Genomic DNA, 22547 nt, shown 5'->3' with positions numbered 1-22547 from the left:
CATGCCAACGTACCCTTCGACTTCGCCCAGGATAAACCAAGCGGGGCTCGTATACGGGGTTCATTCATCTTTTCAATTGCTTTCACCAATGAAAATATTCCACCTTTAAACAATAGGTTAGGCTACAATACGCAAGCAGGTAGGGCCACAATCTTTACTATCTGGTTGTTTGTAAAAAGGAAATTTTTTCTTCAATATGATTTTTTTTTGGCTAAGGAATATTGATTAAAGAATTCAGAAACATCAGTTATTTTTCACTTCTCAATATTTTTTCGATATTTTCTAAGGCTATTTCACCCGCTCCCTTATATAGAATTTTTAGTTTGTCATTAAGTAAAATAAATGTAGGATAACTTTCTACTCTCAAATCAGTTATTATACTTTTCCTATTGTTTCTGTCCACGTATGCATGATTCCAATACATAGCCTCTTTCTCAGAATAATCCTTAACATCTATAGATTCATCTAATGCAATACTGATAATTGAAACGTTGTCATTTTCCTGATGGAATTTTTTAAGATTTGGTAATAATTCTAGACATGGTACACACCATGTGCCCCAGAAATCTAATAGAATAAACTTTTTCCCTTTTGAAAACTCTTTGATTGTTGTCGTATCTTTAGTCAAAGATGTAAGGTTATAATTCTTCATCTTAACACCTAGTCTTCTACCGTGATACACATCAATATTCTTAATCAAACTAAAATATAATTTTCGAAAATTATCGCTAAGAGAATCAATTTTGTAGAAATTGTCTTCTAATATTAATGTATCTCCTACTGAAAAATAAAAATTTTCATTAAATACTTTGTCTTGGTCGGATAATGATATATTTATTGGTTTGACTAAAATTAACGTTCTATTCTTCACAAATCCTTGAATAGCTACATCATAATCTAAGGTATCGATTCTTAGTTGACCTTTCATAAAATCCATAAGTTCAAAAGAAGCAGCTAAAGACTTGTTTAAAGAATCTTTCAGAAATTTAGCATAAATACTATTTGAATCTGGGAATATTCTAATATATCTTTTAGAGAAATTTGTAGATACTGAATCATTTAGATTGTATTTAAATTCGACAACTGAATCTATATTTTTTATAGATTCATCCTTATTTTTAGGAAACGAAAGGATAGAATCATCACTAAAATCTTTATTGTTATTTAAATCTGCTATTATTATTTGTTTGTTTCCCCTAAAACCTGATATAATATTTAAGTTATGGGAGTTTTTATCATAAAACATTTTTAGAGAGTCTCTATAAAAGCTTAGATCTTTATTATCATCACTATATAATGCAATCTTTCCAAAAAAGTTCCCAGATTTAAAACTCTCTGTTTGTATTAAAAATGTATCTAATTTTGGAATTCCTTTAAAGTTTTCAAGCTTTTCTAAATAATACTTTTTTGAAATTTCAGCAGTTGAAAAAACTGGATATGTAGAATATAATTTTGGGAAAGAAAATTTGTTTTGAGGCTTTTGGGAGACCAATGATAGTTCTACGACTGGGTGATCCATGGGATTATGCTTTGGAGTATTACAGTCAACATTTATAATTAATAGTAATATTGAAATGAAAAGAATTAATTTTTTCATATATTGATTATTAAAAAGATAATTAAAATAAAAAAAATCAATTTACCAAGTATTGATAACTTGATTCTCAATTCTAATTAAAAATTATACCCATACACACATTAATTGTACCTTTACCAGGACATGTCTTACTTGCATCTTGAGGCTTTCATTTATCAGCTTCGCCAGTACAATCAGCATCTGATTTACATTCATCATCGCAATCACCCTTAGATATAGTACCTGCAAAAATAGATTTTAACTGCTTTTTCTGAAGTAGATTATCTACTTCAGAAAATAAATGAAGAATTTAAACAATTATATAAAAGCTCATCCTTAAAAGTGCAAGTTAAAAATGAAGAAATTCCAACTAGTGAGATAGAATCTTCCCAAAATTTTATTAAACCTTTAAATATCATTGGAACTCCTGCAATCTATATAGATAATTATAAGCTTCCGAGCTGTTATAGCTTAAATGATATTTTAGTTATTTATGACCGAAATCTTTAGAAACGAGAATATTTTTTTTAGAAATGAAGCCTTCAAAACAGGAAAACCTTTAGCTAAGTTTTCAACCCTTCCAGGAAGAAGCCTCTCTATATCCTTTTTCGAAATTCTCATATAAAGATTTTAATGTCCTAAAATTATTCTCGTAATATGGAGTGTAATTAGCTTCAAGTTTTTCTAAATATTCTTTCAGGCTCGCTTTATCTCTCTCAAAAAATGCTAAAGTTCCTTTATAATACCACCAAAATAGTTCATCATCTTTTTCGGATAGACCATCCATTGATCGATTTAGATAAAAAATTGCTTTTTCATAATCATTTAAATATCCGTAACTCCGAGCAATATGTAGATAATCTAAGTGCTTATTTCTTGTCGAGTCTGATTGCACTTGATATAATAGATGACTAGCCACTTCTAAATACTCTCCGTCTCTATCCATTTGATACCAGGCAGGTTCAGATTTATTTTGTCCAAAGGTTAAAGCAGGAATAACAAAGTATATTATAAGTAAAATATGTTTCATTTTGTTTTTTAATGTATACGATATCCGAAGTTGTTTCTTCGCAATTTAATAAAAAAAGTCAAATCAGGGACATTCACATAGCTTTTAGAAAATATTATATTCGGGGTAGCTTAGCTGCAACATTCTGTCTTCCAATATTTTACCAGCTCCAGGATTCTGATCGAGTTGTTTTTTCAACCTGTACGCCAATTTAAAATATGAGCGTTAAAAGCCTATGCTTTTTCGTTATCTAACTTGCTTTTCAACAGGTCTTAAACCAAGGATTTTGCCCAACGGTTTGTAGTTTAGTAGACAAGGAGAGTTTCTCTCCGAGAATGCTAAAAGTGAAAAAAAAGTAAGGGCAATTTCTTCCAGACCATTCCATTGAAAAACTAGGATTGAAACTTAACCTCGGCAGGATTCAAACCCTGCAATTTATTGCAGCACTTTAGTATTGTGAAAAAATCTCTATTTTGTGTGGTATGAGTTATCAAATAAAAGGGAGCCATACTGTAAGTCATTTGACTTGTCATATTGTTTGGGTTACAAAATATCGATATAATGACTTAGAGGAGATATTCAAATTCGTTGTCGTGAACTTTTGATCGAAATTTGTGAGTCTGAAGGAATAGAAATTATGAAAGGTGTTGTAAGTTCCGATCATGTTCACCTGCACATTGAATATGCATCAAAGTTGAATGTAAGTACCATATTGAAGAAGCTAAGGAAGAACATCACGAAAGCTTCAACAAGAATTTCCAAAATTGAAGGAACGCTATTGGGGACAACATTTCTGGGCAAGTGGTTATGGTGTTTGGAGTACAGGTCATATTACTGATGAAATGGTCAATGACTATTTAGAACATCATCGTCGAGATTCGAGTGATAATTCCAATTTTATATTGGAATAGTAAAAGGGGACTTTTAGTCGCCAGTATTAATAAACCTCTGTACTTGCAGTGCAGAGTTGTTTAGTTAAATGATTTTCAATACTTTATAATTTATTCGTAAAACGTTTGTTACTAAAATTTGCAGTAAAACCTCTGGGAAGCCCTATAAACAGGCACTTTTTTACAGCAAATTTTACGGAAAAATGAAAATTCAGCTATAATTTGGATAGTCCTCACCATATTTCCTTGCACTATGTTGCAGTCAAAACGGTTCGTCAAAATGATCTTAAACATAAGCCAAAAGCAAACAAAAATACAGATGGATTGAAGCGGAAAATTTGCTTTTGGCTCATGTTCGCCTCTATCCTGAAGCTTTTTTTATACAAATCCGTAGGAACAATTCTTTTACAAACATTCTTAAAAAAATAAAGCACTTAAAAAGCTGATTTTTAAACTTATGCAAGTGATTTTTTTTGACCATTGAAATCATTTTTTTGAAATTTCAATTGAATAATTATATATATTCGCTCAATTAAACAACTTCTAATGAACGTTTAACCAATTATTAGTCAATACTCTAAACTAATGATTATGAAGAAAGAAATTTTATTTATTATGACCGCGATTATAATCGGATTAAGCGGTTGTAGTCCAAAAATTTCATCAAATATTACTAATCCAAAATCAACATTATCATCCAATGAAGAAGTAGCCTTTTTAAACGTCGAAGATCCCTTGCCTGAAAACCTTGTAAAAATAGGAGAATTGAGATTCCAAGATTCAGGATTTTCCGCAGATTGTAGCTTTAATAGCCTATTAAATAAAGCACGAATAGAGGCTAGGAAAAATGGAGCAAACATCGTAAAAGTAACTAATAAGAAAAAACCAGATTTATGGAGCTCTTGTTATCGGCTTAAAATAGACCTTTATAACTATAAGGGTGATGTTTCAAACTTAGAACAATATGAATTAAAACTTGACTAATTATAACATGAGTACTTTTTTTAAAGTAGCAGCTATTTGCTTAGCATTGACATTTAACAGTTGCGCAACTATTATTTCCGGATCTAGACAGGAAGTATTAATTAATTCCAACCCTAAAAAAGCCTTGGTGTCTATTAATGAAATAGAAATGGGGCAAACACCGATTCAGAAGAAACTGAAAAGAAATCAGGAATATAATGTTATACTCAATCTTGAGGGATATAAACCTTATCGAACAACTTTAGAAAAAAAATTTAATGCTTGGTATGTAGGCAATGTCTTAATTGGAGGCATTATTGGGCTTGTTGTAGATCCTATTACCGGAGCCATGTATAAATTAAAACCTGAAGAAATTAATGGACATCCTAAAAAAGGGACTACTTATAGAACGGACAACGGTATGCTGTTTATAACTATTAGTATGGAAGTAGATCCTGATTGGGAGAAAGTAGGTCAATTAGAGCGATCTGAATAACATCTTGGTATATATCTACGGAAAGACTCAATTAAGTTGAGTCTTTTTTTATTTGCGAATATTAAAGAGTCTTTTAGGATGTTTATAACATGTTATCCAAGATAGTATGGTTGCATATAAAAATCACTAATATTATTATTAGTTCGTCGGGGTGGCAGAACGCTTTTAAAACGCTGAAAACCCCAGTATTTGTATGGTTTCACGCAGTTCTAGTTTTTTGAACTCACGATTAACTCACAATTTAAATAGAACGTATTGGTGCAGTTTGATATTCTGACCTAATCAAATATACAAATAATTAGATTATGAATCCTGTCTAATTTATTGAGGAAGTAAAAGATCCGACTCCAAAAAAATCAAAGATTTTGCATCGAATCTGGTCAATCCGGAAAGTTTAGAACAAAAACCAATTTACTTTTTTCATCTGGAGCATTTTCCTTTTGCCGGCGAAAAGAAAAAATAGTGAGATCAGGATGAAATGGTTTATTCTCAATTTTATTTACTTCTTCCAGCGCCATCGCATTACCTTTTGATGCTACTTCATTCAGTTTTAAAATTATAGAGGAGCTATAAATAGCAAAGCGGTTTATGCGCTCCGGTTAATTTTTAAGCTTGATTTTTGCATCGAAAGGTAAGGTGATGTAGGAAGGATTTTTAAATAATTCTGAAAACCTGATCGGTGAATTTTAGTTACCGCCTAGCGGACTTGAGTCAAAAAGCTTTTTCGATCGTATTCTTTTAATATTTTAAGCTTTTTGGCTCGTGTCTAAGACAAATTGTAATAAACCTCTTTTGCTGAAATGGAGCTTTTGCGAAGTGGAGGTAAAAGTGGTAAGTGGGTTTGAATTTCAGTTTTCCGTGAAATTTGTCGCAAAAAACCACCTATTTACGGGGGTTGCGAGTGCATTTGTCGCAAAATACGTGAAAAATGATAGGATTTAAATTCGTAATTTATTGAATTTCAATGTATTAATGATCTGTAACATCGCTTCGCGTGTTACCCTCTTGCTATTCCCCCTTAGTTTTACGAACACACTTATTTAGGAATTATATATATGTTAGTGAGTTTCTGTAATTGTTAACTTTCTATCGGGGAATACTTCCCCATAATAATAAACTGTGACCGAACTGATAGGAACGAATTATACGCTATTCAAAGCTTCGGGCTGATACTTATTTGATAAAAGCCCTTGTTAGTTATCTCCGGAACGGCATCAGATGGAAAATCAGGTTTTAAGACCTTTTAATTTAATAGGAGTTCAACATCCTTTTCGTTAAAGAAAATTTCAACATTTTAAAGGGTAATCGTATATAGACATATAATTATCCTTTTCTTTTAAAGATAACGAAAATTTCGCCTGGGTTACTCATAGGTCTATTTTATTCAAGGGATTATTAAAAAGCTCACATAAAGTTTTATTTCGGCAAGTTCCAGACAGGACATCCACCTCTTGGCAATGGTTAGAGGAAATTCAGAATAAATAGAAAAATTACAGTATACGAGAACCGTAGGTATTTTTACGTGGAAAGAGGTAACGGAAATTAATCCCGTGTCTCCTCTCTCATTCATTTAAAATACCTCGCTAAATTAAAAATGAATTTAATTATTCATTTTTGCTCACCACCCCGGTCTGGTTAAGAGCCGTTTTCAGACCGTGGGCGAGTTTCTCGGCTGGGCCCACACCCCAATAATGTAAAAAGAATATTCTTGGTTCTTCATACACCATGTGATTATGTACTGCCACTACTTCAATACCGTTTTCTACAAGGGCTTTTATAACAGGGGCAATTTCATCGGCAAGCATGGTGAAATCTCCTGCAACAGCAGCTTTTTCTGGAGTCCCCTGCCAGCTGGCCCAGGTATTAAATCCCATAAAAGTACTAACAGGAGCTCCGTGCTCCCTAAGATCAACATCTGGCCTCCCTATTGTAATCTTATAAACTCCATTGTTAAGATTACCTGAATGTCCTATAATATTATCTATTCTATCAGTATCCAGCGTATTCTCGACTTCACTAGGTTCGGAAGCTGCAGGATTCCCACCACGCACTTCCACAACCTTATCGAATAAAGCTTTTACTTTTTCTGCAAGTACTCCTTCTTCACCCATACCTCCAATATGCATGTACATGACATTGGGATTATTCCTCACAAAATGATTATGGATGGCGGTAATAGTCAATCCCTGTCTTATTACTTCCTGTTGTACCGGCCACAAATCATCTTCAGTCACCACTATATCGCCCATGACCATTGCTCCCTCTTTAATCGCAGAAAATGCTGCCCAGCTGCCTAGTCCCATCGGGGGGATGATTTTAAAACCATCAACCATTATCTCTAGATCATTTTGGGGAACTACTACTTTATATTCCCCATTGTTTTCCGTGCCCTTAATGCCAATAACCTCCCGGATAGCTGTAATATTCAGGGGATGCCGTTCCATATCTTCCTGTTGTTCTATCTCCTTTTGTTTTTCAGAAGATGGGCGAGAACTGTCAGCATTCTCTTTTTTACCGTCATGGCCATTGCACGAAAGCAATAAAAAAACTGTTGAAATCAATACGTATTTACTTTTCATAATATGTTTGTTTTATTATTTAAATTCTTCTAATCAATCTAATGTTTTTATACTGAAATCATCAAAGTAAGTTACAGCATCTTCTTTGGTCCATAAACCCACCTTACCAGCTTTAGTGAGGGTGGTATCTTTAACTTTAAATACTCCTTATTGTTCAAATAAATGGTAAATCATCACTTTTAATATTAATTCCAGGCTCTTCCAGTTATCACCTAGAGCGGCAACATCTAAGCCATAGGTTTTTCCTTTTCCTACAAGGGGCAAATCTCTGCGTTAGCCATCTTCTACTTTGTACACACCACGTTATCCTCGAGTGGATTTGCCCGTACTACATAATAATTGTTTTATCCATAAACCGCCGCCCTTGTCGTGATTGCCGGTTACACCTTTTAAACATACCGTAAGTGCCATATCCTTTGTTATCATGCTGTTATCGACAATAGGGTTACAGCACATAATCAACCTAATTCCTTAAATATGAAGAAATAGATGATACCTGATAAAACACTGATCAGGATAGTTTTCAACATATCCCATTTCAAAATGAAATATACAAAAGAGGCTATTAGAGCAATAATTAATGATCCAATATTAACTGTGCTCCATTCGGGAATCAACCACCTTGCTCCGTACAGATATTTTTCGTTAACCTCAGAGAAAAGGGTGTGGATTGCAAACCAGACACCCAGATTAAGTACAACCCCTACTACGGCAGCTGTAATTCCTGATAGTGCAGTGGTTAAACTTTTATTGCCCCGTAGGTATTCTATATAAGGAGCGCCTGTAAAAATGAATAGAAAGCAAGGTACAAAGGTAACCCAGGTAACCATCAGGGAAGCTAAAATTCCAGCTGTTAGAGGATCGAGAGAGCCGCTTAATCTATAGGCCCCCATGAAGCCTACGAACTGTACCACCTGTATCAGCGGACCCGGCGTAGTTTCGGCCATACCCAGTCCATCCAACATTTCACCGGATTGTAACCAGCCATAATCTTCAACCGCTTTTTGAGCGATATAGGCTAATACAGCATAAGCCCCTCCGAAAGTTAGAACGGCCGTTTTACTGAAAAATAAGCCTTCCGAGAAGAAAATGTTTTCGACCCCAATCACCAGTCCAAGGATCAATAGTGGTAAAGACCATAGCGTTAGGAAAATAAAAATAGTCTTGAATGTTTTTTTTAAAGACGGCTTTACAGGTTGTATTTTGCTGTCAATCAATGTATTTTCATTATTGTCCTTGTCTTTATGTTCTTCAGCTAATCTATGCCCTTTAATGACATGGAATTTTTCTTCCCAAAGTTTTCCGCCAATAAAACCTGTCAATCCCGCTGCTATTATTATATAAGGAAAATCTACCTCAAAGAAAAATATAGCTATAAAGGCCAAAGCCGCCAAAACAAACATGAGCTCATTTTTGATGGCCTTTTTACCTATTTTAATGACGGCTCCAACAACTATGGCTAAGACGGCAGGTTTAATACCGAAGAATATAGCTTCGACAATACCAACATCTCTGTAAGCAGCGTAAAGAATACTGAGAATTAGTATTGAAACAAATCCAGGTATTACAAATAAAATACCTGCAGTTACCCCCCCTTTCGTCCTATGCAGCAACCACCCAATATACGTGGCCAGCTGCTGGGCTTCCGGCCCAGGCAGCAGCATACAGTAATTGAGCGCATGTAAAAAGCGGTCCTCACTTATCCATTTTTTTTCTTCGACCAGAATTTTATGCATCACCGCAATCTGCCCGGCAGGTCCACCAAAGCTATAAATGGCTACTCTAATCCATACTTTTATGGCTTCTTTAAAGGGTAATTGCTCCATTAAACAATTTTTATGGCCTTATTATATCGTTCTGCTACATTATCCCAATTAATGATATTTAAAATCGTATCGACAAAATCCCCTCTTTTATTTTTGTGTTTCAAATAATATGCATGTTCCCACACATCAATAACCAATAACGGAATCACGCCCCACTGGGTCAGTTTCTGATGATTCTCACATTGCAAGATGGTTAGCGATCGGGAAAAGGGTTGATAACCCAAAATACCCCAGCCGCTTCCTTCTACGCCTTTAGATACTTTTGCTATATATACCTGGAGCTTTTCAAATGAGCCGAAATCTTTTTCTATCTGTTTCAATAGTTCTGCTTTGGGCTGTGTTTTTTTATTGGAAAGGTTTGTCCAGAAAATGGTATGTAGCACGTGGCTTGAAAAATGATACGCCAGTTTGCGTGTCCACAAATCAACCTGGTCTAAATCTCCTGATTTTAGGTGTTCTTTTATTTTAATCAAATCTTTGTTTGCACCTTTAACTGCTCCACCATGATGAAACTCATAGTGTAAGTGAAGGGTTTCTTCGTCCATATGTGGTTCCAAAAATGTTTTGTTGTAAGGAAGTGATTTCTGGATAAAGTTACCGTTTTTGTCGACCAACTTATCTATTCCATTTTCAGTCACATTCTGCGAAAATACATTGTTAGTAGGGAGTATGGTTGCTCCACCTAAAATTGCTGAGTTCCTTAAAAAATCTTTTCTGTCCATAATTTTTTCTTTTATATGATTAAAATGCTATTCCAACTTGAAAACCAAAAGTTACTGAAAAAGGTAAATCATTGCCGAATCTAAACGGAATGGGCGTAGCGAGGAAATAAGTTACTTTTTCCTTTTTAATTATAGGTCTAACCATAACGGCCGTTGGTATTGAATGCAAGCCTGGTTAAAAAATTAAAACCTCCAATGTTTCGGTAGATAACACCTGGGTGAAAAAGTAATCCGGTTACCCTACTCGCACGATCATTAAAAGAAATCATAGGTGCAAACTCGATACTGTAAGCTATTTTGTCGCTCTGAAGAAAATTTATACCAACTGGAAAGCCTACTGTATAACTGCCATCAAAATTAAAGTGATTCCCGTCTTTTGTTATAGTGGCAATAGGATGCATAATACTAAAATAGTTTTTTATCTTAGGATAATTTGTTTCTTTATTTTCTACCTGTGAAAAAACAATTTTAGGGGTTAAAAAGGATAAAAGCAAAATAAGAATGATTTGGTTCCCGGCTCTGTTCATTATAGTTTCATGATTTTATTAAATGCAAGTATATGAATGGAATCTGTAGAAATTTGGGAAGCTGATTGGTTACCCGAAATTCACTTCAAAAATGTGCAATCCTTCTTCTTTATAATAATGAAGTCCCCATCCACTCGTTTCAGCTACCTTTAGAGCAATGGCTAATCCCAACCCCCAAGTATTGGGATTCCTGGATTGTTTGTAAAAACGGTTGAACAATTTATCCTTCTCAAATACTTTTCCTATTTCTTGCTTTTGCCCGGTATTGGCAATAATGAGCTTGTTTTCCATTATTTGAACGCTTACCATTCCATTCTCAATATTATGCAGAAAGGCGTTTTTAAGTAGGTTCTGTATCAGTATCTCCGTAAGCATAATATTTCCCTGCACTTTCAAACTATCTCGTGTTTCGGCTTTCACCGATATATTCAAGGCGGCTTTATGTTCTTCATAAAATTCCATGGATCGGCATAAAATTGTTTGAATATCAACCTGTTCCGAAAGGATAAACTGCCGGTTTTCGATTTTAGATAAGAGCAACAGAGTTTTACTCAGTTTTTTTAAGCGTTGTGTTGAACCGATAATGCCTTCAATAATTTCCGCCTGCTTCTTTGAAAGTTCAGCCTGCCCAATGAGTGCTTCCAGCCTTGACTGGATAATGGACAAGGGCGTTTGCATTTCATGTGAAGCGTTTTCAATAAATTGCTTTTGGCTTTGAAAGACTTCAGTATTTTTTCGGACCAGCTCATTCACAGCTTCATTCAGCATCCGGAACTCATCAATATTTGTAGATGGTAATTCGGGCATTTTCTCTTTATCAAAGCGCAAGAGCCGGAGCCTTTCGAGCATTTCAAAAAACGATTTCCATATTTTTTTGGAGATAATACGTTGGGTTAAGTAAAAAGAAAGCGCCAAGCCCATAAATAGGCTGCCGAGTGTAATGGCAATGGTACCTATCATTTCTCCCGCTTCCAGATGTGGCTTTATAATTTCCAGCCGGTAGTTATTATTGTGTAATTTCACATAAGCTGTAAGCTTTCGGTACTCATCAAACTCATCATCAACAGGCTCATAAATAAGAGTGTCAGTGTAGCTTTCATAGCTTTCCTGAAACACCTTCTTTTCAACAGGAAAAAAGGTAAAATCGTCTAGTGGGTTATCCTCTTTAAAAGGAGCTTCAGGATTTTCTTCTAGATAAGCTAGCAAGTTGACTTTGCGGTTGTTCAACACTTCATCTACATTTTGAAGTACATTCCAGCTAAGTACCAAATAAAACAATATCGAAAAAATCCCGAACAAGACGAGGAAATACAGCATTTGAAGGCGGGATGTGTAGGTAAGCAGCTTCATAAAGCCTGAATTTGATAACCTACCCCATAGATGTTATTTATTTCTACTTGTGCCCCGGCATCTTTCAGCTTTCGTTTGAGGTTCTTAATCTGAGAAAACAAAAAATCAAAACTCTGGGCCTCATCTACATAATCACCCCATACGTACTCTGCGAGCGCCATTTTAGAAATAATACGTTTATTATTGTTAATGAGGTGGATGAGTATAGCATATTCTTTTTTAGTAAATGAGATTGGCGTAGAAAAGTTATCTATTCTCACTAGGTATTGGCCTAGATCTATTACCATATTGGCAAAGCGGATAGGCTTATTGGTTTTAAACTGTTTCCTACGAATGACGGCTTTTATCCGGGCATTAAGTTCTGAAAAATAAAATGGTTTTATCAGGTAATCATCAGCTCCTAATTCGAGGCCAGTTAACTTATCATCTAGGGAATCTCTTGCAGAAAGAATAATAACACCATCAGTCTTATCTTCTTTTTTAAGAATTTCAAGAATTTCGAACCCACTGCCATCCGGTAAATTAATGTCTAGAATTAGACAGTCATAATCGTATAAATAAACACGTTCTTGGGCTGTTTGAAAGTTGCCTGCCGAATCATATAAATAGCCTTCTTTGGCCGCGAAATCCTCAAGGCTTTTTAACAGGTACGGTTCATCTTCTACAATCAGTAATTTCATAATAAATACAAATTAAGAAATTAATTCTGTAGAAATACTGGCTGAGCAATATCTTCTTCGCTTCAGTTCGATCTCAAAATCCATTGGCAAATAAAAAAATATGATCGGCAACCAAAACAATAACAGCTGAATCAAAGCCCCCAAAGTTTCTCAGTATAACGGACAAAAGTTTTTTAAAAGATAAATTTGGATTGGTGATAAATTTATGACCAAATACTTTGCTCTCAACGGCTTCCGGTAAATAGAAGCTAAAATGGAAAAAACAAAGGATTTTAAGGATATCAAATAGGTTAATTTTTATTAATAGGTTGATCAAAATTCCTAGACCTGAAATGATCCACCCAGTTTCGAAGAAATTCTGCGACAAATAAAGATATAAGCTATTTTAGAAGTAGTTTCTACTTTCTTCAGTATTTGAAAACAAAATTTGAACAAAAAACTTGAATCCGAATTGGTGACCTTGAAACAAGACTATTACAAAGTCTCTATTAATAAAGGTTTATAAATAAAAGGTACGGTCTGTTACCATTTCTGTTTTTTCATCGTTCAACTTTTCTCTTAAATTATCAATATCATTAGAAATTTTAGAATCAATTACTCGTGCATAGATCTGTGTAGTGGATAATTTGGTATGGCCTAAAAGCTTGGAAACTGTTTCTATGGGAACGCCATTAGCTAAAGTTATCGTTGTGGCAAAAGTATGCCTGGCGGTATGAAAACTCAGTTGTTTTTTTATTTTCACCTCTTTAGCTATTTCTTTTAAATACTGGTTGGTTTTCTGGTTGGAATAAACCGGTAGCAATTTTTCCGTTCCGTCTATTTTAGGATGAGTCTTATATCTTTTTAGAATTCGTTCCGCCTCTGCGAGTAATGGAACTCTCACAGCAGTATTCGTTTTACTCCTTCGGGTATAAATCCATTTATTGCCATCCACTCCAATTTGCAAATTGTTTTTATTTAAGGCTTTGGCATCAGCATAAGCCAGCCCGGTATAACAGGCAAAAACAAAAATATCCCGGTTAATAGTTAATACCGGTTTTTCAAACTCTTCGTTTTTGATCTTTTCCAGCTCGGTCTTGTTTAAATAAACCATATCCACCTGATCAAAGCGTAGCTTGAACCTTTTGGTGGGGTTCTTTTCAATCCAATCTAAATGTTCGGCCAGGCGCATTAGTTTTTTGAACCGCTCCATATGCTTCATTACTCCATTATTTTGAAGGCCCGGCAAAACACGTAAATAACTTTCAAATCCCAGGGTAAACTGGTAATCAATTTGCTTTAGATAAACATCTGAAGTATGATGCTGGGCTTTTAAATAATCTTTTAGGTAATTTTCCGTAGTCGTATAATTTTTCATGGTACCATATTTTAACACCTTATCCATCTTTTCTTTGTGATAGTTAATCAAATAGGTAAGCGTATAATGTTGCTGGTCACTACCCAGGTATCTAGCTTTGACTGTTTGTGTGGTTACCAGCAGTCCTTCTTTTAAAAGGCTATCATAGGTTTTATATAATTGCGCTTTGGTTTCATCAATCTTTTTATTGATCTGCCGACTTTCAGAAGTGTTACCGGTAAGTTTACTGGCTGATTGGTTCCACTTGTCTACCGGAATAGTTCGTTTTAAACTTATTTCTAATGATTTACCGTTAACGGTGATTCGGGCATAGAGGAGGGCTAAGGCTGGTTGCTTTTTCTTTTTGCGAATAAAAAAAGAAATGGAAAAGGTTTGACTGGTACGCATCGTTATGTTATTTTAATGAAACAATTAATTAAGGCGAAAGTCAAACTACCAATACGCAATTATGGAGTATCGGTAAGCTAAAAATACAAAAAAATAACTCACGATAAACTCACAAATTCCCAGTGAACTCACGGTGAACTCACATAAAATTTAACACTGTTTGTTAAAATTTGAGCAAAAAAGAAAGGGCAACTATATGAAAACCATATAATTACCCTTTAATTATGTTAAAATATAACTTGTTAAAGTCGGGGTGGCAGGATTCGAACCTGCGACCTCCTGCTCCCAAAGCAGGCGCGATGACCGGGCTACGCTACACCCCGAGTTATTTATGAATCGCGACTTGGACGCGATGAAGCGGAGAGACTGGGATTCGAACCCAGGCATCCAAAAAGGATGACAGCTTAGCAGGCTGCTGCATTACCACTCTGCCACCTCTCCGTTTAGTCTTAAAAAGAACGTTTCGCAAGCATTTTTGCGGTTGCAAATGTATATCAAACTTACGAAGCCTGCAAACCTTTTGTCGCTTTTTTCTCTTTATTTTTCGGCACTTTCGTTCATTTTGGCCTTAAGATTCTTTTTATCAGTAAGTTAAAATTCAATAAAAATTTATCAATTTTCAAGTTGTATAAATTTTGCCACCGCACCGATAATGCGCTCGTGTTTTTTGACAAATGGATTGTCCGTATTCCAAACATAACCCGCTAAAACCGCACAAATTTGTCGCTTAAACTCGGGATTATGAGACTTATGAAAGAAAATATCCTGTAAATCACCATTATACCAGTCTCTTACATAACTGGAAAAAACGGCAATACCTTCCTTCATATACTCGGCATAATCAGCTTGCCAGTCTGGTTGCTGGCCATTTAGCTCTTTTAAGGCAAGTTTAGCGGCTCTAAGCCCGGATTCGGTCGCAAAACTAACGCCAGAGGAAAATACAGGATCTAAAAATTCGGCACTATTACCCGTCAAAGCAAATTTATCTCCGTAAAGACATTTAACGCTTTTAGCGATGTGTTTGATGTTCTTCGGAATAAACTCCAATGGATAATTATCAAATCTGCCTTTATAATAGTTTAATTTTGAGATCATTTGTGTAAGGCTAACTTCGGGATCTTTATCAAATTGATCAAACCATTCAGTTGGCGCCACAAAACCTAAACTTGTTTTTCCGTTAGAGAAGGGGATATACCAAAACCAAACTTGGGTCTCTAAAACCTCAAAAGTGATCAATTCACCTTCTTTCCCTTGGGGCCGATTCGTTTCTTGGATATGAGTGAACACAGACGAGTGAGATTCTAGCGTAGAAGCCTGTTCTAAATCCAATAACTTTGGCAATACGCGGCCAAAACCACTACTATCGATCACAAATTTTGCTTCGATTTCAGATTGTTTTCCGTCTTTATGCTGGATCGTGATTACGGGATTTTCGTTACTAAAATCTGCGGCAGTAACTTCGGTTTCAAAAGCTATATCCACGCCACGAAACTGTATTTCTTTTGCTAAGACATGATCAAAATCGGCTCTGGGCACCTGCCAGGTCCAATCCCAACCTTCACCGAATTTCTGACTAAAATCAAATTCTCCCACTTTATCATCTTTGATAAAACGAGCCCCAAATTTTTTCTGAAATCCATGTTTTTCGATAATTTCCAGTAAGCCGGCTTCAGCAAAATTATCCATACAACGCGGAATCAAACTTTCGCCAATGCTAAACCTTGGGAATTGTTGTTTTTCGACCACTTTGAGTTGAACATTATGTTGCTGAAGATAACCGGCAGAAACCATTCCCGATGGCCCGGCACCAATGATTAGGATATCAGTAAATTCTCTTTTCATCATTTTCGAAATAGACGGAATTTATTAGCGTTCGTAATAAACTGCTCAGCATAAATTCATGAAGCATTTATTATAAAATTGTTTTTAATTCGAGGCAAGCCGCAGCGCATTTCATCTCGATTATCGAGTAAATATAGTACATTTGCGGATTAACCAATACGGTGACATCTATTCTAAATACTATGCTTAGCATCAAAGCTCCATTAAAATTAGTTGATTTTCAAAAGGTTTTGTTTGAAAACCAAAAACTTGAAATTTCGAACGAAATTCGGCAAAAAGCGGAAAATTCATTTCATTTTCTTCAGGAATTCGCGAAAGATAAAGTGATTTACGGAGTAAATACCGGTTTTGGCCCGATGGCCCAGTATCGAATAAAAGACGAAGATCGCCTGCAATTACAGTATAATTTAATTAGAAGTCATGCTTCAGGGACCGGAAAACCTATAGCCCCATTATATGTTAAAGCCTCGATGTTGGCGCGTTTACATACGCTTTCACTAGGATATTCCGGGGTTCATACCTCGGTTTTAGAAACCATGCAGCAGCTTATCAATCAGGATATTACCCCACTTATATTCGAACATGGTGGAGTAGGGGCTTCGGGAGATTTAGTGCAACTGGCACACCTGGCCCTGGTACTTATCGGTGAAGGCGAGGTTTTTTATAAAGGTGAGCGAAAATCAACAATATCGGTTTTTGAAAAGTTACATATTAAACCTATCCAAATTAAATTACGTGAAGGCCTGGCCTTGATCAACGGCACTTCTGTAATGACGGGGATTGGAATTGTAAATATAATTCACGCCAGACGATTACTGGAATGGTCGGTTTGTTGTTCTTCAATGCTTAATGAATTAGTGGCGGCCTATTCAGATCATTTTTCGGCAGAATTAAATGCTTCGAAAGTACATGAAAGTCAGCATAGCATTGCTGAAATGATGCGGAAGCACTTAAAGGATAGTAAACGCATTAAAAATCGACAGGATCATCTCTATCGAGATTCGTCGAATACGGAAGCTATTTTTTCAGAGAAAGTTCAGGAATATTATAGTTTACGTTGTATCCCACAGATACTGGGACCGGTTTTAAACACGATTAATGCTGCGGAAAAGATTTTGATGGACGAAGTAAATTCAGCTAACGATAACCCCATTGTTTCCGTAGAAAAGCAAATGGTCTATCACGGCGGAAATTTTCACGGCGATTTTATCTCGCTGGAAATGGATAAATTAAAACTGGTCATTACACGATTATCGATGTTGGCCGAGCGGCAGTTAAATTACCTGCTAAATAGCAAACTCAACGAAATATTCCCGCCATTTGTCAATTTGGGTACCTTGGGACTTAATTTTGGTCTGCAAGGCGCACAATTTACCGCAGTCTCCACCACAGCAGAAAATCAAACGCTTTCTAATAGCATGTATGTGCATAGCATCCCGAATAATAATGACAATCAGGATATCGTAAGTATGGGCACCAATGCTGCAACGATGACTAAAACGGTGATCGATAATGCTTATCAGGTACTGGCGATAGAAATGATGGCGATTATACAGGGTATAAAATATATTGATGATTTAGAGGGCTTTAGTGAACGATCGAAGGCTGTTTTTAAGCAATTTCAGGATAAAATAGTTTTGAAAAAACAACATGATTTTCCGTTATATGCAACGATAAAGGAGGTTACAAAGTCTTTAAAAGAAAACGACGTTTATAAATGAAATACGCTTTAGTTACAGGAGGTTCCCGCGGCATAGGAAAAGCAATCGCCATAAAGCTGGCGCAGGATTTAGGCTATCATATTTTACTGAATTATCATTCCAATACCCAGGCGGCTAAAGTTACCGCTAAAATTATTGAAGAAAACCATGTAAAATGCGAACTTTTAGCTTTTGATGTTGCGGATGCCAAAGCGACTAAGAATGTCCTTGGAAACTGGCAAAAATCGAATCCTGAAGCAGTCGTTGAAGTTATTGTAAATAATGCCGGAATCACTAAAGACGGACTGTTTATGTGGATGGGAGAAGACGATTGGCATTCGGTGATCAACACCTCTTTAAACGGATTTTACAATGTTACCCAGCAGTTTGTAAAAAGTATGCTGCAAAAACGATACGGCAGGATTATCAATATCGTGTCTTTATCGGGAGTAAAAGGAAATCCGGGACAGGTAAACTATTCGGCAGCAAAAGGCGCGATAATCGCTGCAACAAAAGCTTTAGCGCAGGAAATCGGCAAACGTAAAGTTACGGTAAATGCCGTGGCACCGGGATTTATAACTTCAGATATGACGGCCGATTTCGATGAAAAAGAATTAAAGAAAATGATTCCGTTACAACGTTTCGGAGAAGCTGAAGAAGTTGCGGAGCTGGTAAGTTTTCTGGCCTCAAAAAAAGCATCGTATATTACGGGCGAAGTCATTAATATCAACGGTGGATTATATTCATAACCCATGGCAGGTTGGAGTGGAAAATCACGCGGAACGCTTTTAAGCATTCGAATATATGTATTTATTATTCGGACGTTTGGGGTATATCCGGCCTATTTTTTATTGATTTTTATCACGTTGTATTTCTTCATCTTTGCACCAAGCTCTACCCGAAGCATCTATTACTATTTCCGCAGAAGATTAGGATTCTCCGGGTTCAGTGCTTTTATAAATGTATACAAAAGTTATTTCAAATACGGGAAAGTTCAATTAGATAGGGTATTGATTACGGCCGGAATGAAAGAACGCTATAGCTTCGATTTTGATGGGATAGAACATATTGAAAATCTTCGAAAATTAAATAGCGGTGGTATCCTGCTTACTGCACATATCGGTAATTTTAATTTGGCAAAGCATTTTTTTGACGAGCAGCATACCAGCGCTGTGATCAATCTGGTGATTAGCGATTTTGAACATGAAAACATCAAAAATTATATGGAGTCGGTTACCGGCAAATCGGCGGTGAAAATTATCGTGCTTCAAAAAGATTTATCCCATATTTTTAAAATGAACCAGGCGCTAAAAAATAATGAGCTCTTGGTATTTGCGGCAGATCGGTATATGGAGGAAGCCAAAACCTGGGAAGCTGATTTTCTGGGGGCTAAAGCTAAATTTCCACAAGGCCCCTTTAAATTAGGTGTAAGAAATGATATTCCGGTATTGTTTGTACATATCATGCGCGAACGAAATTTTCATTATCATTTTTATGCCAGGCCTTATATTCCCGAAAAAAATACCCCAAAAGAAGTTTTAAAAGCGTATCTTGAAAATCTTGAAAAAATGGTCAAAACCTATCCACATCAATGGTATAATTTTTACGATTATTGGAACGATTTTAGCTAATCAATTTTTATGGCAGAAAAATTACTTCAGGCTCCTATTTTAGATCCACAGGAAATTATAAAATTAATTCCGCAGAAACCACCATTTGTTATGGTGGATAAGTTGCATGATTATACGAAACTTACCGGAATCACGGGCTTCCTCGTGCCGGATGATAATATCCTGGTGGATAATGGTATTTTTTCTGAACCAGGCCTTATAGAGCACATGGCACAAAGTATGTCGCTGCACCGCGGCTATCAGGGCTATATCAGCGGACTGGAAAAACCACAAACCGGGTTTATAGGCGCGATCAAATCGGTTGAAATCTTTAGATTACCAAAAGCAGGGGAAGAACTGACCACGCATGTCGAAATTTTGCATGAAGTAATGAAGGTGACCCTGGTAACGGCAAAAACCTTAGATAAAAACGAGCAGGTGATCGCTACTTCAGAAATGAAAACCGTAACGGTAGATTAAAGCTTTAAGGGGGTAATCAGATGATCCCGTTGTTATCATTACCCGTTGCTTTCATTACCGCGAGGCTTCGAAGCTATAAAATTCTTTTCAAAATCCTCCTTTTTAGACTTGCCCGGAAGTTTATGATCAATGTTACTTAAATGAATAAAGAATTAAACATACAAACTCAATTAAAGGTGCGTTTTAGCGAGTGTGATTCTTTACAAATTGTCTGGCATGGCAACTATCTGAAATATTTTGAAGAAGGTCGCGAAGATTTTGCCCGCAGACACCATATTTCGTATTTAGACGCGAAAGCCAATGGCTTTGCAACGCCTATCGTAAAATCTTCCTGTGAGCATAAGCTACCTTTAAAATACGGTGACGAATTTATGGTCGAAACGACATTTGTTCCTACTGCATCAGCTAAAATCATTTATCAATACCGGATTTTTAAAGACAGTCAATTGATCTGTACCGGGGAAACGGTTCAGGTTTTTGTAGATGAAAATGGAGCGTTAGTATGGAATAATCCTTCATTTTTTCTAGATTGGAAAAAGAAAATGGGGCTGATTTGATGAAGAACCTTTACTTACATGAAGATTGCATAATTTCGCCGCTTGGTTGTACCACTTCAGAAAATCTGAAACATCTAAGAAGCGGCACTACCGGTTTACAGAAATTTGATAAAAGTGAGTTTCTGGATACTCCAATTTGTGCCGGAGTGGTAAATTCAGAAGTACTGGCGGAAGCTTTTTCTGCCATTGGTGATCCCAAAGCCTTTACAAAACTGGAGCAAATGATGCTGTTGGCGGTTCACCAAATTCTGATTAAAAATCCGGATTTGAACCGGATGGAAACCGGACTTATCGTGTCAACCACCAAAGGAAATGTTCATCTTTTAGAAGACTTGGGTGTTTTTAAAAAAGAGCGCTTGTTATTATCCAATTTGGGCGAAATTATTAAAGACTTTTTTGGGTTTGGCCTAAAACCTATTGTGGTGTCTAATGCCTGTATTTCTGGAGGTTTGGCCCTTGCAGTTGCCAAGAAAATGATCAATGCCGGGAAATTTAATAAGGCTGTTGTGGTTGGGGGTGATATGCTATCAAAGTTTATCGTTACCGGTTTTAATTCTTTTCAGGCGCTTAGTGAAACCGCCTGTAAACCTTTTTCCAAAGATCGAAACGGCATTAACCTTGGTGAAGCTGCCGCTGCCATGCTGGTGAGTGACACCCCAAAAAAAGATTCGGTTACTATCAGTTTAGCAGGTGATGCTTCGGCCAATGATGCCAATCATATCTCTGGCCCGTCAAGAACCGGTGAAGGTTTGTTTAAAAGTATTCAGAATTCGCTTAAAGAAGCCGGGATTTCTTCTGAAGCAATTAAAGCGGTCGCTACGCATGGTACCGCAACGCTATATAATGATGAGATGGAAGCGATTGCCATTACTCGAAGCGATTTGGGAGCCACTCCGCTACATAGCGTAAAAGCTTATTATGGACATACCTTAGGAGCATCGGCTTTAATCGAATCTATTTTATGTAAACACATGATGCTGAATAACGAAATTTACCCTAGTCTTCATTTTAATAAACTAGGTGTTTCAAAACAAATAAATGTGGTTACCGCTTATCAAAATTCGATAAACCTGGATTATGTTTTAAAAACAGCTTCAGGGTTTGGTGGCTGTAATTTGGCGATGGTCTTTAAAAAAGGAGGAGAAAATGAATAATCTAAGTGTAGATCACTGGGTGCGAATTAAAGATGGAAAAATCATTGTTGATGGCGAAGTGGTATTTGCTTCGGAAGCAGATATTGCGAGCTTTTTAAAAGCTGCTTTTAAGTTTTTAAATATAAAATATCCCAAATTCCATAAAATGGACCGACTTTCGAAGTTGGGGTTTATCGCTTCAGAAATCGTAATGAAAGAAGAGGCTGAAATTTCAGAAGATACCGCTCTTGTTTTTAGTAATAACAGCTCTAGTTTAGCCAGTGACCAAAATTACCAGGAATCTATAAAAAATTTTCCTTCCCCTTCACTTTTTGTTTATACCCTGCCCAATATTGTTTTGGGAGAAATTAGTATCCGGTTTGGATTAAAAAGCGAAAATGTCTTTTTTATTGAAGATGAGTTTAATGCAAAATTATTGATCGATTATTCTGCGCAGTTAATCGAATCTGCAAAAGCAAATAAAGTGCTTTGTGCCTGGTTAAACTTGCACAATGTTGAATATGATGTATTTTTGTGGCTAAGTTCAGAATCTCACAAAAAAGAAATTACTGAAGAACAAATACGCAAAATATACGATGCCGATTATGACTGATTTGCATACCGAGTTAAAAGCCAGTATCATAGAACAGCTAAACCTGGAAGACATGGAGGTGAGCGATATAGAAAATGACGAACCGCTATTTGGTGACGGGCTTGGCTTAGATTCCATCGATGCTTTAGAACTTATCGTTTTACTGGAAAAAGATTACGGTATCAAACTTACCGATCCTAAAAAAGGCCGGGAAATTTTTGAAAGTATCAATAAAATGGCAGATTTTATTGAAGCGAACCGTACAAAATAA

At 36.1% G+C, this 22547-nt stretch carries 21 protein-coding genes and 2 tRNA genes; 11 read left to right on the top strand and 12 right to left on the bottom strand.

What is annotated here, in order from left to right; translation table 11 throughout:
* Window positions 1-247 precede the first annotated feature (247 nt).
* The gene (locus AC13DP_RS05700; protein WP_483067421.1) at window positions 248-1597 is read right to left on the bottom strand and encodes a TlpA family protein disulfide reductase; all 1350 of its coding nucleotides are present in this window, start codon (window positions 1595-1597) and stop codon (window positions 248-250) included.
* A gap of 550 nt (window positions 1598-2147) precedes the next feature.
* Window positions 2148-2606, bottom strand: a complete 459-nt coding sequence (locus AC13DP_RS05695; protein WP_483067420.1) for a hypothetical protein — start codon at window positions 2604-2606, stop codon at window positions 2148-2150.
* A 580-nt stretch (window positions 2607-3186) separates the two neighbouring features.
* On the opposite strand from AC13DP_RS05695, the gene AC13DP_RS05690 reads away from it, so the two are divergent.
* The 3 genes from AC13DP_RS05690 to AC13DP_RS05680 all read left to right on the top strand — a co-directional run bounded on the left by AC13DP_RS05690 (window position 3187) and on the right by AC13DP_RS05680 (window position 4934).
* Window positions 3187-3423, top strand: a complete 237-nt coding sequence (locus AC13DP_RS05690; RefSeq protein WP_483067419.1) for a transposase — start codon at window positions 3187-3189, stop codon at window positions 3421-3423.
* Between the two features lie 643 nt (window positions 3424-4066).
* Complete coding sequence (locus AC13DP_RS05685) at window positions 4067-4459, top strand: hypothetical protein (protein WP_483067418.1); 393 nt, start codon at window positions 4067-4069, stop codon at window positions 4457-4459.
* A 7-nt stretch (window positions 4460-4466) separates the two neighbouring features.
* Window positions 4467-4934: a PEGA domain-containing protein gene (locus AC13DP_RS05680; RefSeq protein ID WP_483067417.1), complete on the top strand. Its 468-nt coding sequence runs from the start codon at window positions 4467-4469 to the stop codon at window positions 4932-4934.
* Window positions 4935-6538: 1604 nt separating this feature from the next.
* Here the strand turns inward: AC13DP_RS05680 and AC13DP_RS05675 are convergent.
* The 10 genes from AC13DP_RS05675 to AC13DP_RS05630 all read right to left on the bottom strand — a co-directional run bounded on the left by AC13DP_RS05675 (window position 6539) and on the right by AC13DP_RS05630 (window position 16204).
* On the bottom strand, window positions 6539-7513 hold the full coding sequence (locus AC13DP_RS05675) for a DUF1259 domain-containing protein (protein WP_008615549.1): 975 nt from the start codon (window positions 7511-7513) through the stop codon (window positions 6539-6541).
* 458 nt (window positions 7514-7971) lie between these two features.
* Window positions 7972-9339, bottom strand: coding sequence for a chromate efflux transporter (gene chrA / locus AC13DP_RS05670; protein WP_008615548.1), 1368 nt, complete (start codon window positions 9337-9339; stop codon window positions 7972-7974).
* Window positions 9339-10061 carry a superoxide dismutase gene (locus AC13DP_RS05665; protein ID WP_008615545.1) on the bottom strand — a complete coding sequence of 241 codons (723 nt, stop codon included), beginning with the start codon at window positions 10059-10061 and terminating at the stop codon, window positions 9339-9341. The genes chrA and AC13DP_RS05665 overlap by 1 nt, the downstream gene beginning before the upstream one ends.
* Before the next feature lie 137 nt (window positions 10062-10198).
* On the bottom strand, window positions 10199-10588 hold the full coding sequence (locus tag AC13DP_RS05660; RefSeq protein ID WP_008615543.1) for a hypothetical protein: 390 nt from the start codon (window positions 10586-10588) through the stop codon (window positions 10199-10201).
* 69 nt (window positions 10589-10657) lie between these two features.
* Window positions 10658-11938: a sensor histidine kinase gene (locus tag AC13DP_RS05655; RefSeq protein WP_008615542.1), complete on the bottom strand. Its 1281-nt coding sequence runs from the start codon at window positions 11936-11938 to the stop codon at window positions 10658-10660.
* A complete protein-coding gene (locus AC13DP_RS05650; protein WP_008615540.1) occupies window positions 11935-12618 on the bottom strand; it encodes a response regulator transcription factor in 684 nt (227 codons plus the stop codon). Before AC13DP_RS05650 ends, AC13DP_RS05655 begins: the two co-directional genes overlap by 4 nt.
* A gap of 499 nt (window positions 12619-13117) precedes the next feature.
* Window positions 13118-14362 (bottom strand): site-specific integrase, encoded by a 1245-nt coding sequence (locus AC13DP_RS05645; protein ID WP_008615538.1) that lies wholly within the window; start codon window positions 14360-14362, stop codon window positions 13118-13120.
* A gap of 248 nt (window positions 14363-14610) precedes the next feature.
* Window positions 14611-14685, bottom strand: a tRNA-Pro gene (locus AC13DP_RS05640).
* A gap of 35 nt (window positions 14686-14720) precedes the next feature.
* A tRNA-Ser gene (locus AC13DP_RS05635) sits at window positions 14721-14803 on the bottom strand.
* Between the two features lie 171 nt (window positions 14804-14974).
* Complete coding sequence (locus tag AC13DP_RS05630; protein WP_483067441.1) at window positions 14975-16204, bottom strand: NAD(P)/FAD-dependent oxidoreductase; 1230 nt, start codon at window positions 16202-16204, stop codon at window positions 14975-14977.
* Window positions 16205-16386: 182 nt separating this feature from the next.
* Between AC13DP_RS05630 and flxA the strand changes: the two genes are divergently transcribed.
* The 8 genes from flxA to AC13DP_RS05590 all read left to right on the top strand — a co-directional run bounded on the left by flxA (window position 16387) and on the right by AC13DP_RS05590 (window position 22547).
* Window positions 16387-17925 carry a flexirubin biosynthesis tyrosine ammonia-lyase FlxA gene (gene flxA / locus AC13DP_RS05625; protein WP_249602066.1) on the top strand — a complete coding sequence of 513 codons (1539 nt, stop codon included), beginning with the start codon at window positions 16387-16389 and terminating at the stop codon, window positions 17923-17925.
* A complete protein-coding gene (gene flxB / locus AC13DP_RS05620; RefSeq protein ID WP_228251420.1) occupies window positions 17922-18653 on the top strand; it encodes a flexirubin biosynthesis SDR family reductase FlxB in 732 nt (243 codons plus the stop codon). The genes flxA and flxB overlap by 4 nt, the downstream gene beginning before the upstream one ends.
* A 3-nt stretch (window positions 18654-18656) precedes the next feature.
* Window positions 18657-19535, top strand: coding sequence for an LpxL/LpxP family acyltransferase (locus tag AC13DP_RS05615; protein ID WP_228251421.1), 879 nt, complete (start codon window positions 18657-18659; stop codon window positions 19533-19535).
* Window positions 19536-19544: 9 nt separating this feature from the next.
* Window positions 19545-19994 carry a hotdog family protein gene (locus AC13DP_RS05610; protein WP_228251422.1) on the top strand — a complete coding sequence of 150 codons (450 nt, stop codon included), beginning with the start codon at window positions 19545-19547 and terminating at the stop codon, window positions 19992-19994.
* Between the two features lie 140 nt (window positions 19995-20134).
* Window positions 20135-20551 (top strand): acyl-CoA thioesterase, encoded by a 417-nt coding sequence (locus tag AC13DP_RS05605; protein ID WP_013072191.1) that lies wholly within the window; start codon window positions 20135-20137, stop codon window positions 20549-20551.
* Window positions 20551-21705 (top strand): beta-ketoacyl-[acyl-carrier-protein] synthase family protein, encoded by a 1155-nt coding sequence (locus tag AC13DP_RS05600; protein WP_228251423.1) that lies wholly within the window; start codon window positions 20551-20553, stop codon window positions 21703-21705. Before AC13DP_RS05605 ends, AC13DP_RS05600 begins: the two co-directional genes overlap by 1 nt.
* On the top strand, window positions 21698-22297 hold the full coding sequence (locus tag AC13DP_RS05595) for a 3-oxoacyl-ACP synthase (RefSeq protein WP_228251424.1): 600 nt from the start codon (window positions 21698-21700) through the stop codon (window positions 22295-22297). Before AC13DP_RS05600 ends, AC13DP_RS05595 begins: the two co-directional genes overlap by 8 nt.
* Window positions 22290-22547, top strand: coding sequence for a phosphopantetheine-binding protein (locus AC13DP_RS05590; RefSeq protein WP_013072188.1), 258 nt, complete (start codon window positions 22290-22292; stop codon window positions 22545-22547). The genes AC13DP_RS05595 and AC13DP_RS05590 overlap by 8 nt, the downstream gene beginning before the upstream one ends.

The organism is Zunongwangia sp. L-65 (assembly GCF_056859415.1).
The sequence above is the reverse complement of the archived record's forward strand: the minus strand, read 5'-3'. Positions and strand labels throughout refer to the sequence as shown.